General features: G+C 32.3%; 12 protein-coding genes and 1 other RNA gene. 9 read left to right on the forward strand and 4 right to left on the reverse strand.

Features of this window, described 5'->3' with window-relative positions; genetic code table 11:
* Window positions 1–250: 250 nt before the first annotated feature.
* The 9 genes from GCL57_RS07450 (at window position 251) to pgtP (ending at window position 8,814) form a co-directional block, all read left to right on the forward strand.
* A complete protein-coding gene (locus GCL57_RS07450) occupies window positions 251–1,051 on the forward strand; it encodes a DUF1028 domain-containing protein (RefSeq protein ID WP_152212728.1) in 801 nt (266 codons plus the stop codon).
* A gap of 151 nt (window positions 1,052–1,202) precedes the next feature.
* Window positions 1,203–1,553, forward strand: an RNA gene (rnpB, locus tag GCL57_RS07455) — RNase P RNA component class A.
* Window positions 1,554–1,630: 77 nt separating this feature from the next.
* A complete protein-coding gene (gene metK / locus GCL57_RS07460; RefSeq protein WP_152212729.1) occupies window positions 1,631–2,875 on the forward strand; it encodes a methionine adenosyltransferase in 1,245 nt (414 codons plus the stop codon).
* Between the two features lie 94 nt (window positions 2,876–2,969).
* Window positions 2,970–3,791, forward strand: coding sequence for a tetratricopeptide repeat protein (locus GCL57_RS07465; RefSeq protein WP_152212730.1), 822 nt, complete (start codon window positions 2,970–2,972; stop codon window positions 3,789–3,791).
* A 75-nt stretch (window positions 3,792–3,866) separates the two neighbouring features.
* Window positions 3,867–4,976, forward strand: a complete 1,110-nt coding sequence (locus tag GCL57_RS07470) for a DsbA family protein (protein ID WP_161597653.1) — start codon at window positions 3,867–3,869, stop codon at window positions 4,974–4,976.
* Between the two features lie 84 nt (window positions 4,977–5,060).
* Window positions 5,061–5,840: an enoyl-CoA hydratase/isomerase family protein gene (locus GCL57_RS07475; protein ID WP_152212732.1), complete on the forward strand. Its 780-nt coding sequence runs from the start codon at window positions 5,061–5,063 to the stop codon at window positions 5,838–5,840.
* A 21-nt stretch (window positions 5,841–5,861) separates the two neighbouring features.
* The gene (locus tag GCL57_RS07480) at window positions 5,862–6,200 is read left to right on the forward strand and encodes a 2Fe-2S iron-sulfur cluster-binding protein (RefSeq protein ID WP_161597654.1); all 339 of its coding nucleotides are present in this window, start codon (window positions 5,862–5,864) and stop codon (window positions 6,198–6,200) included.
* Window positions 6,201–6,360: 160 nt separating this feature from the next.
* On the forward strand, window positions 6,361–7,029 hold the full coding sequence (locus tag GCL57_RS07485) for an O-methyltransferase (protein ID WP_152212734.1): 669 nt from the start codon (window positions 6,361–6,363) through the stop codon (window positions 7,027–7,029).
* 405 nt (window positions 7,030–7,434) lie between these two features.
* Complete coding sequence (pgtP, locus tag GCL57_RS07490; protein ID WP_152212735.1) at window positions 7,435–8,814, forward strand: phosphoglycerate transporter protein PgtP; 1,380 nt, start codon at window positions 7,435–7,437, stop codon at window positions 8,812–8,814.
* A gap of 1 nt (window position 8,815) precedes the next feature.
* Here the strand turns inward: pgtP and GCL57_RS07495 are convergent, their stop codons facing one another.
* From GCL57_RS07495 to GCL57_RS07510, 4 genes are all read right to left on the reverse strand, one after another.
* Window positions 8,816–10,006: a multidrug effflux MFS transporter gene (locus GCL57_RS07495; protein WP_161597655.1), complete on the reverse strand. Its 1,191-nt coding sequence runs from the start codon at window positions 10,004–10,006 to the stop codon at window positions 8,816–8,818.
* On the reverse strand, window positions 9,981–10,922 hold the full coding sequence (locus GCL57_RS07500; RefSeq protein WP_152212737.1) for a COX15/CtaA family protein: 942 nt from the start codon (window positions 10,920–10,922) through the stop codon (window positions 9,981–9,983). Before GCL57_RS07500 ends, GCL57_RS07495 begins: the two co-directional genes overlap by 26 nt.
* Before the next feature lie 88 nt (window positions 10,923–11,010).
* Window positions 11,011–11,508, reverse strand: a complete 498-nt coding sequence (locus tag GCL57_RS07505; RefSeq protein WP_152212738.1) for a hypothetical protein — start codon at window positions 11,506–11,508, stop codon at window positions 11,011–11,013.
* Window positions 11,509–11,564: 56 nt separating this feature from the next.
* Window positions 11,565–12,002 carry a bactofilin family protein gene (locus GCL57_RS07510; protein ID WP_152212739.1) on the reverse strand — a complete coding sequence of 146 codons (438 nt, stop codon included), beginning with the start codon at window positions 12,000–12,002 and terminating at the stop codon, window positions 11,565–11,567.
* Window positions 12,003–12,060: the final 58 nt, after the last annotated feature.

The following is a 12,060-nucleotide window of genomic DNA, read 5'->3' on the forward strand; positions in this document are numbered from 1 at the left end:
TGAGATTTGCTATAGCAAATCTATATTTTCTTTTATTTTTGTTTGAAGCCATAAAACCCAAGAATTTATCACTGTTATTTATTAAATATTATTCAGTTTTTATTTGAATCATTGATTCGATAAATTTAATTTAAATTATAGAGTTTCATATGAATATTTATTGACTTTTACAATTATACAGACATTTTTTTGTATTGTCATTCTACATGTATTATCTCAACAAAATATTATAAAAAAATCAGAAGTAGAAATGACATTTTCAATAATTGCAAACAATAATAATAAAACAGAATTCACCGTAGCAATTTGCTTAGCTATTCCATTTATTGAAAAATATAGTACATTTATATACCCAAACATTTGCGCTGTTACGGCTCAAGGAAAAATTGATCCATCAACTGCATATACAGTTAGAAACTTATTAATTGATAGCATTCCAGACTCTGATATTCTAACTTATCTTGAGAAAAATGATCTGTCATTACATAGAAAGCAACATTCATTTTTGAATTTTAAATACCAAAAATTTACTGCCTACACTGGAAATGAATTGAAATTTAATAGAAACGATTATTCAGAAATCATTGGCAAAACTATAATTGATGAAGATTTTGTAATTTCAGGAAATTGTTTAGTTTCTCTTAAAACATTATATAGAATGAAAGAAAATTTTTTGTCTTATTCTCATTTAGATCTGGACTTAAGAATATTAGAAGCTTTAAAGGCGGGTAATAATACTCTAGGGGATTACAGATGCAGACAATCTGCTTCTTTATATTATTATAAAAAAACAAATGAATTTCCACATCGCATTATAGATGTTGATGAACATACACATTCCGTTGAAGAATTGGAAAGAATTTTTAACTATGCCACATCAAACTGGCAAAATGTTGTTAATTACTGCTTTTACGATATGAATTTTAATAGAAAATTTAAAAACAAAAACGACTTTCCAAAAGAAGTAAAAATTTCTGTCGATAAATCAAGCAAACCAATCAATGACAGAAAATTAATTTTGAACTTGCAAAGAATTCTCCCATTCCCTTAATTTATTATTTTAGTAAAAGCAAAATCACCTCAATACCTTATAACTACAATAATCTTTCTCAAGAGAGATTATTTGCGAACACTTTCAAATTTAAGCAAAATATATAGAAACTTTCTTGCTTTGATGTGGAGGAAATTATATGAGTCTCAATTCGGGTAATTGAACTGCAGCGCGACCTGCAAAACAGGAGCGAGGAAAGTCCGGACTTCAAAGAGCAGAGTGCTGGCTAACGGCCAGGCGGGGTAACTCGACGGAAAGTGCAACAGAAAAAAAACAGCCTAAGCCGTAAGGCCGGCAATGGTGAAAACGTGAGGTAAGAGCTCACGGATTTGATTGGCAACAATCAGTCTGGCAAACCCCACTCGAAGCAAAGCCAAATAGGGGTGGAGAGCTGGCTCGGCTCATTATCACACTCGGGTTGGCTGCAAAGAATGTTTCGGCAACGTAACATCAAGAGAAATTGTAGTTAAAACAGAATCCGGCTTATAAATTGCCCGAATTTATTTTTTTTGTTACCTTTTGTAGTAATAAATAAAGGTAGCCTTGTTCGCAGCGGTTGATATGAAAGGAAACCATTATATGTTTCAACGCTCGCTTTTCTTGACCTCCTCTTCATCTCCAGAAATTACATATTTTACATCTGAAAGTGTCAGTGAAGGACACCCAGATAAAGTTGCTGATCAAATATCAGACGGTATTCTCGATGAATTATTAACATTCGATCCAAAAGCGCGTGTCGCTTGTGAAGCTTTATGCAAAACAGGTCTTGTGGTCATTGCCGGTGAAATCACTTTAAATCCTGAAACAGTACATAATAATGAGAAAAAACTTTCACGTAAAATAAAAAGCTATTCTGAAATTGCTCGTAATGTCATTAAAGAAATTGGGTATGATGATCCTAATAATGGCTTCGAATATAGAAGTTGTGGAGTTATTGTTTCTATAGATCAACAATCTCCAGATATTGCTCAAGGTGTAAATGAAGGCGAAGGATTGCATAAAGAACAAGGTGCCGGTGACCAAGGAATGATGTTTGGTTATGCAACCAACGAAACTCCTGAGTTTATGCCTGCAACAGTTCAGTACGCTCACTCCGTTCTAAGAAATTTATCAAAGGCTAGAAAAGAAGGTAGCGTAAACTGGTTACGGCCAGATGCAAAATCACAAGTGACAGTTGAGTATCATGATGGAAAAATGAAACGCATAGACACAGTTGTCGTTAGCACGATGCATGCTGAAGGAGTTTCTCAAGAGACCATCAGAAATTTTGTAATTGAAGATGTAATAAAAAAAACAATCCCAAGTTCTCTTCTCGACTCTAATACAAAATATCATATAAATCCTACTGGAAAATTCGTTATTGGCGGACCTCAAGGCGATTGCGGATTAACAGGGCGTAAAATTATTGTCGATACCTATGGCGGTCACGGAGCTCATGGCGGAGGGGCTTTTTCAGGAAAAGATCCTTCAAAAGTTGATCGTTCTGCAGCATACATGGGTCGTTATATTGCAAAAAATATTGTAGCTGCCGGCTTAGCAGAAAAAGCTTTAGTCCAAATAGCTTATGCAATTGGTGTCGCACAACCTGTAAGTGTGAATGTAAATACTTTTGGTACTGAAAAAGTTAATAGATCCAGCATAGAAAAAGCGGTTTGCAAAGTTTTTGATATGACTCCTTCAGGAATAGTAAAAACATTTGATCTCTTAAATCCACAAAAAAATAATTATACCTACCATGAAACAGCTTCTTATGGACATTTTGGTCGCAACCATTTCCCATGGGAAAAACTTAATAAAGTCGAAGAACTAAAAAGAAGTATTTAAATTATTATCAACATAATAATTTATTTACACTTCTATAAAAAAAATATACCCTATCAGAATTGAATTTAATTTTAAAATTATGGTAGGGGTTCTCATGACTTTCGTTTATAAAAAAATCAGAATTAAAAATAATTTAGTTTCAACAACTTTAATAATGTCAACATTTCTAGTTTCAAATATATTTGCTAATGAAATTCACACAGAGAATAATACGGAAGCCGAAACTTCACAAATCTCTATAAAATATCTTGATTCGTTATGGGAAAACAGACAAAATAAAGAAGTAGAAAAAGAAATTGTCCATCTTATAAAATCAGCTCCAAGCACTCCAAAAGATTTTGAAATAGCATGGAGAATAGGTCGTTTAGTATATTATGGTGGAAATTTTATCACGAGCAGCAATCTTACAAGTGAAAATAAAGTTAAAATATTTAAATATGGCTATAGTGCAGGAGAAATTGCAAAGAAATTAAATCCAAAGCGAGTCGAAGGTTTTTATTGGTATGCTATAAATTTAGGATCATATGGACTTGAAAAAGGAATCTTTACAGCCCTCAACAATGCCAAACCAGGCAGAGATGCTCTTATTGAAGCTGCGAAAATAGATCCAAAATATCATTGGGCAGGCCCTTTTCGTATTCTTGGTAGATATTACCAAGAAGTCCCAGGAGGGATCATTTCCTTTGGAGATAAGAAAATTGCAGAAGAATATTTTAATAAAGCAATAAAAACCAGCCCAGACTATCGATTAAATACAATGTATTTAGGTGTGCTCAAACAAAAAATTGGCGATAAAAATGAAGCATTAGAGCTTTATAAAAAAGCGCAAGCTTTACCAGATGTAGATGGAAAAACTGAAGAATTACGTTATGCAAAGGAGCTTGCCGAAAATATTAAAAGCGTGCAAAATAAATAGAGTTTGCTTGATTTGCCCTTCTTAAGTGCATAGGAAGGACTAAGCTCGTTTTTTATGCCTTTAAAAGGAGTATCCATGTCTTCAGGAAAATTTGTAATCGGTGGCGTCTTTATTATTGCAGCAATTGCAGGTTCTATTCCGCTTTTTTTTCATGACTACAAAAGATTTTCCAATAACACATCTTCTAGTACTATAAATATACCTAAAGGCTTAGATTTTTCACAAAGTTCTTCTTTAGACACAATAGGGACTTATAATAATATTACATTAAAACGCTCCGATTTAACTTCACAGGAACGACAAACTCTATTTGAAGCTGAAAGCCAGACATTTAGCGCAATTGAAAGCATTCTTGCAAAAAGATATTTTGATAATTTAATTAAAGATTATATGAAAAAGAAAAATATTGCGAACGTTTCTAGTGCAGAACAGCTTTATTTAAGAGAAAAATCTCAAATATCAAAAGAACTTTTAAAATCATTTATTGCACAAAATGCTGACAATCCTAAATTAAAGGGAAAATCTCAAGCAGAGCAAGAAGCTATTGTACTTCCTTATTTACAAAATCAAGCTGCAAGCTCTTATTTTAGAAGCCTCATTGCTGAGGCAGAAGCAAATGGAATTATTGAAGTAACGGGTGTTTCAAAACCATCCACTCCAAAAATTAAAATTGATATTGGTGATGCGCCCAGTAAAGGTCCTGCCAATGCGCCTATAACAATAGTTGAGTTTGCTGATTTTGAGTGCCCATTTTGCGCAAATGCTCAACCTGTTGTTGATGAAATTCTTAAAGAATATAAAGATAAAATTCGCTTTGTCTTTAAAAATTATCCTCTCGTTCAAATTCACCCTGAGGCCACGAATGCTGCAATTGCTGGAGAATGTGCAAATCAGCAAAAAAAATATTGGCAAATGCATGATGCGTTATTTGCAAACCATACGAGACTTGGCACACAAACATATAATAAAATTGCACAAAATATCGGCCTAAATATCAGTGAGTTTAATAAATGCAGAAACGATCGCTCAATTAAAGAAAAAATTACTTCTGAAATAGAATATGGGCAGAGTCTAGGAATTAATGCAACCCCTGCATTTTATATCAATGGAGTTCAATTGATGGGTGCACAGCCAAAAGCAGAGTTTGAAAAAATTATTAAAAAAGAATTGGCTACAAAAAATTAAAAATTAAAATTGATGATAACTCTTTAATAGCATAAAATAGGCCATAGTTTTAAGAACTATGGTTTTTCATATATGGAGAATTTTATGTCAGAAAATATTGTTCATTTTGAGATAAAAAATAAAAAAGCATATTTACAAATAAACCGTCCAAATGCATTAAATGCGCTAAATAAAAATGTCTTAACTGAAATTAGAGATTGCTGTGAAATATTAAAAGACAATAAGCAAATACAAGTTCTAATTGTCAGTGGAAGTGGTGATAAATCTTTTGTAGCAGGTGCAGACATAAAAGAGCTACAAGAATTGCATAATCAAAATAAAGAAGGTGAAAATTTTTCACAATGGGGAGCAGAAATATTTAGCAAACTTGAGCAACTTCCCCAAATAACAATTGCAAGAGTTCAAGGATTTGCACTTGGAGGTGGACTTGAACTTGCACTTGCCTGCGACTTTATAATTGCATCTGAAAAAGCTCGTTTTTCACTGCCAGAAGTAACGCTAGGCCTCATTCCTGGTTTTTCTGGAACTCAACGACTTGCAAAACGTATTGGCTCAGCAAAAGCTATTGAATGGATTGTAACTGCAGAAAGATACTCAGCAACCGAAGCTCTTGCTTGCGGACTTGTAAACCATGTTGTAAAAAGTGAAGATCTTATTGCTTTTACCGAACAAATTGCAGAGAAAATAATAAAAAATGCTCCGCTCGCTGTAAAAACAGCCAAAAAAGTCATTCAAGCCAGCGAAGATTCCACCTTTAAAGAAGGATGTGATATTGAATCTAAACATTTTGGGTTGCTTTTAAATCAATCCGAATCAGCAGAGGGAATAAGTGCTTTTATTGAGAAAAGGCCTGCTCAATTTTAAAATTATTTTATGAGATCATTTATGGAAAAAATTCCAACTAAAGAAACTCTTGCAAAATTGATCACAGTAACAGTTTTAAATAAAGCTGGGAATAAAATTGATGAATTTCAAATGCGAGGAGGAACAAATCTATGGGTATTCATACGAAAAAGAGGTCTTCCCATTGGTTCTGCTTGCTCAGGAGTTGGTGTGTGTGGAGCTTGTCATTTAAAAGTAACAGAGATTACTCCTCAATCAATCTCAATACAAAATGAATTTGAAAAAGAGACTTTAATAAAAAATCAAAAACCCACTGATGAACGTTTAGCCTGTCTTTGTCGAATCAGTGGAGATATCATAATTCAAGCTGATTATTGGTAAATTTAATCTTATAATTTTTTAAAAAAGAAGTTTATTTACAATAATTAAAAAATAAAATTGTCTATTATAAATTTTCATGCTATAATTACACTTTCCAGATGTATTTATTTTATACTATTGTTACGAAATTTTTAATCAAATATTTTATAATGAGGATTTTATGCAAAAAGAGTTTTCACAAAATGATAAAAATATTGCAGCATATGCTTTAAATACTTTTAAACCTGAAGATAATATTCTAAAAGAAGTGAGAGACAGGGCAAAAAAACTTGAAATACCTGCAATTCATGTCAATGATATGGATGGAAAACATTTAGAAGTTCTTATTGCAATGGCAAATGCAGAAAAAATTATCGAAGTAGGCACACTCGCTGGCTACTCTGCCATTTGCATAGCACGTGGTATGCAAAATAAAGGAATTTTACATACTATTGAAATTGAACAGAAACATTATGATGCAGCAAAAACTTCATTTAAAAATGCAAATATTTCACATTTAATTAAACAGCATTTAGGATCAGCATTAAATATCTTGAAAAGTCTTGAACAAGAAGGTTCTTTTGATGCTATTTTCATTGACGCTGATAAAGTTTCCTACCCAGATTATCTCACTTGGGCCGAGAAAAACATACGAATTGGAGGAATCATTATTGCTGATAATACCTTTGCATGGGGACATATAAATGATAGCCATTTTGAAACTCTTGAATTAGAAAAACAAGTGAAAGGTATTCGTGAATTTAATCAACGTATAGCAAATAACTCAAATTTTAAAGCAACAATATTACCAACAGGCGAGGGATTAACAGTTGCAGTGAGAATCTCTTAAGTTACAAAATTTAAATAATTTTTTTTAGGATAAAAATTGTTTGAGCGAAAGAAAATTTAGAACTTTTATTTTCATTATCATTTTTGCTTTTGCAGCAAGCTAAAATCCACATATATCACTTAAATATAAAAATTTTCTATCAATATTTAAAAATATATCAATAAAAACCATAATTAATAAATATGTTTTTTACAGAATTAATAAATTTAAAGAAGTAATATATTATTTAGCATAATCAATTGATTATATTTTAATCAAATATTCCTGCGTTGCTATGGTCATTTCTCTCTCTGTGATTTAAGAGAATATCTCCATATGTTTCTAAAACACCTGTGATTGGAGTGTTTTAATAACTATTAAATAATTAATGATATTTTTAAAAAGTATTCCTCTGTAGGAGTTTCAATGGCTAAATTTTCTGCTTTTTTTTCCTATTTTAAGCAACCTAAAGCTTTACCCGAAATTCAAGATGCACCCACAATTGAAAGCGATTATAAACATTGGAGAATAAGAATATTTTATTCGATGTATATTGGCTATGCTGTCTATTATGTCACACGAAAATCTTTTACTTTCGCAATTCCAAGTTTATCCGCAGATTTAAATATGGACAAAGCGAGTCTTGGCTGGCTCGGAAGTATGCTCGCTATTAGCTATGGACTTAGTAAGCTAATCAGTGGAATGCTTTCAGATAACGCAAATGCACGCTATTTTATGGCAGTAGGACTTATCTTAACAGGTGTTTTTAATATTATTTTTGGGACTGCATCAACCTTTTGGGTTTTTGCATTATGCTGGATGCTCAATGGCTGGTTTCAAGGTTTTGGCTGGCCCCCTTGCGCTAAATTTCTCACTTATTGGTATTCTCAATCAGAAAGAGGCCGTTGGTGGGGAGCATGGAATACTTCGCATAACTTAGGGGGAGCAATTATACCTATTTTGATTGCATTTTGTGCGGATACTTGGGGATGGCGCTCATCGATGTATGTCGCTGGTGGTATTGCCATCATAACAGGCTTATGGCTTATAAATCGCCTAAGAGACACTCCAGCAACCTTGGGATTACCCTCCATTGAGAAATATAAAAATGAAATTATTGTAAACGATAAAAATAATGAAAGCTCTGAAGAATCCTTAACCGTAAAAGAAATATTTATGAAATATATTTTAAAAAATAAATATATTTGGATTTTAGCTGGTGCTTATTTCTTTATTTATATTATAAGAATTGCGATAAATGACTGGACTATGCCATATTTAATGGAGAAAAAAGGTTATACGCGCACAATGGATGCAGGTAAGGTTATTTTTGCTTTTGAAATTGGTGGTGTCTTTGGCAGTCTTGTTGCAGGTTGGTTATCAGATAAATTATTTAAAGGCGGCAGAGGACCTGTAAATCTATTGTTTACAATTTGCATAACCATTTTAATTGCTATTTTTTGGCAAATGTCAGTAACGAATTTATATTTAGATATTCTCATTGTGGGTGCAATTGGCTTCTTTGTTTTTGGTCCACAAATGTTAATTGGTATTGCGGCAGTTGAACTTTCTCATAAAAAAGCAGCAGCAACTTCAACTGGATTTATCGGTTGGATTGGATATTTAGGTGCAGTCGTGGCGGGTGGCCCCATTGGCATGCTTCTTGATAAATTTGGCTGGAATAGCTTCTTCATAACAACAGTTATATGTGGTATAATTGCTTGTGTATTTTTAGCCTTTCTTTATAATGCACGTGTTTATAAACCAAATAAAAGCTCAGCAATTGTTTCAGAAAAAGCGGCTTAAATTAGTCTGCTTTTTTTCTTATAATGAGAGCATAATAACTTAAAATTAATAACAAACACGAAACAAACATAACCGAAGCCATGGGCAATTGGTTTTCAGATTTAAATGAACCAGAAATATAACCAGCAAATACACCAAACATAATTTCAATAAAGAAAAACAAACCCGATGCAATTCCTAACATTTTTGGAAATATGTCCATCATTCCAACTTGAGTTAATGGAAATATGATCCCGATTCCAAACATTAAAACAATGATAGGGAAAAGTATAACACCAACAGATATAAAGTTAAAAATAGCAAAAATAAATAAAATTAAAGAACTTAATAGACAAATTATTGCGGCAAAAAATAAAATATAATTCATATGAAATTTTACAGATAGCTTTCTTGCCATAATTGTTCCACAAATATACCCAAAAGAAACTAAAGCAAAAATAACGCCATAAATTACTGAAGAAACTCCAATTATATCTTGAAAAATAAAAGAAGATGAAGAAATAAATGAAAAGTAAGCACACCATGCAAAAGAAATCGTCAAAGTATATCCCAAATAAGTTCTATTAGACAAAATCTCTTTATAATTTTTTAGGAGTGTAAAAAAATGAGTTGCTTTAGGATTTAAGTTTTTATTAGTTTCTTCAACCTTATAATAGACCATTACAAGAATAATTGCAGACAAAATTATTAATAATAGAAAAGAAGATCTCCAACCAAAATATGTTTGTAGCACCCCACCAATAATAGGAGCTATTGCAGGTGAAATTGCCATTCCTGTTGCCATATATGTTAAAACTTTTACTTGATCTTTTTTTTCAAATGAATCTCTTACAATTGTTCTACCTAAAACAATACCACAACAACCTCCTAATGCTTGAAAAAAGCGAGCAATAATTAGAAACCAAACATTAGGAGCAAACATACAGGCAATAGAGGATATTAAAAATAAAGAGAGTCCAATTAATAAAATGGGTCTTCGCCCAAACCTGTCAGATAATGACCCGCAAGTTAACATAGAAATAGCAAATCCTATCATATAAAAACTCAATGTTAATTGTATGAGAGGTTGCGTAGTATTTAAATCTTCAATCATATGGGGAAGAGAAGGAATATAAGAGTCAGTCGAAAACGAAGGAAGAGAAATAACGAGAATTAAAATAAAAATTTTAAGAATATCGGAACACTTTTTCAAGAAATTTCTCCTCAGATAGCACTTCATTACAAAATAAAATACAAGCAATCCACACTAGATCCGCAGTTAACAAATGAATTATTTGCATCCAAACAGGAGCTAATAAAGCAATATTTGCAAAACCACACAAAATTTGAATTACAACAATAAAAGTTACAAAGTAAGCTAATTTTTTTATTCTTTTTGGAGAATTTTTTGGCGTAAAATTCCATGTCATTACAACTATGTAAATTGACACAAGAATAGCAAAAATAGGGTGATAAACCCTAAGAGATTTTAAGAAATGCTCTGCACTTTTTAAATCTGAAACTAACCCTTCACCTACATAATTAGGTTTAAAAAGAGTATCACCAAGTGCTGTAATTGCACCACTAATTCCTACTAGAAATAATCCCAGAACTGCAATTGAAATATAAATTAATTTTTTGTCTTGACCTCTAAACTTTGCAACACCAAAACCAGAAGAATAATAAGCTGTTAAAGCAATTGCAGCTAACAATATAAAAGTACTTACTAAATGCAAGGACATTACAAAAGCCCGTAATACCGAAGAGTTATTTGTAACCAAGCCAAATAAAACAAGCCCTGCCCCAAGAAGAGCTTCAAAAACCATAAAGCCAAAAGTTAAAGATGCTGTTTTTCTTATTGGATTTCCTTTTTGAGTCACTCTAAAAGCCCAAATTAACAGGAGAATAGAGCCTAATCCTACAATTCCACTCGAAACCCTATGAGTAAATTCAATTATTGTGTGTAAAACAGAAAAATCGGGAACAACTTCACCATTACAAAGTGGCCAGTGTTCTCCGCAACCTGCTCCTGACCCAGTTGCCCGCACATAAGCCCCACCTAAAACAACATAAAAATTAAACACAAGAAAAAACCAACTGTAAAATGCAAAATATTTTATATTTTTCATAATATTTCCGACTTGGTGAGAGAACAAAAACTGCTCAAAGATGGACAATAGCGAAGTGTATGATGAGAATCAACTTGGTTGCTAATATTTAACTTGATTTTAAAAGTTTATCAATCATCCCATCAACATCTTCTTGATCGAGTTTTTTATTTCGAGGATCTGGCAAGCTAGAAATCATAGTTATATAGTTTCGATAAATCTCATCTTCTTCTGAAGAAAATTGCTTTCTTCTCAAATCTCTATGTAAAAATGAATGGAGAATTTCAGCTCCTTTTCTAACTACATACAATGGATTTGGATAAAGAGCTTCATTTTTTACTAAAAACTCTTTATTAAAGGCACAATTCATCCAATTTGAAATTTCGACTATTGCATTTCTGTATTGATTATCTGATTCAAACTGAGCTGAGCTCATTATACTATTAATTAAGTTTGAAATTACTGCAAAAGATTTATCATCAGGAATAGGGTTAATTTTTTCTGGTTCATAGCGACCAAACATGCTTAATATTAAGCGAATTCTTTGCTTTGCTTCATTGTAAAGATCTTTAATGGATTCTTTTCCAGCAACATTTTCAGAATTCAACCGCATTCTCCTTTTGCAGAGAAAGGAACCAGAAAAATAAACATTATCTTAAGTAATTAAGAAACAACACTCAGGACAATTTCATCAACAGAATGCCTTGGCGCCTCTAGACATGAAAGTTTTCCACGCAATTTTGCACCTTCTTCAACGATCAACTTGTAAGAAGATATTTCACCTTCGACACGCGCCGAAGCAGTGAGACGAAGAGTATCAGCTGCATAGAGATTGCCTTCAAAAATTCCGCTGATTTCTACAATCACACCATGTATTTCACCTTTTATAAGGGCAGATTCTTCCAAAATTAAAATATCTTCAGAAATAATCGTTCCTTCTACATGCCCAGCTAATCTTGCCTCTCCCTTTAATATGACTTTTCCTTGAAAAAAAGTTTGATTGCCTAAGAGAGAAAACGGCACTCCTTTATATTTTTTTGAAACATTCTCAATACTTTGAACTGACGACAAGACTTTAGCATCTTTTACTTTTGAAAACACCTTTTAACTCCTAAAATGATAGTATTAAGGAATATAGATTCAACAACAAAAAGAATCG

Source organism: Fluviispira multicolorata (assembly GCF_009208585.1).
In the GTDB taxonomy this organism is placed as follows: domain Bacteria; phylum Bdellovibrionota_B; class Oligoflexia; order Silvanigrellales; family Silvanigrellaceae; genus Silvanigrella; species Silvanigrella multicolorata.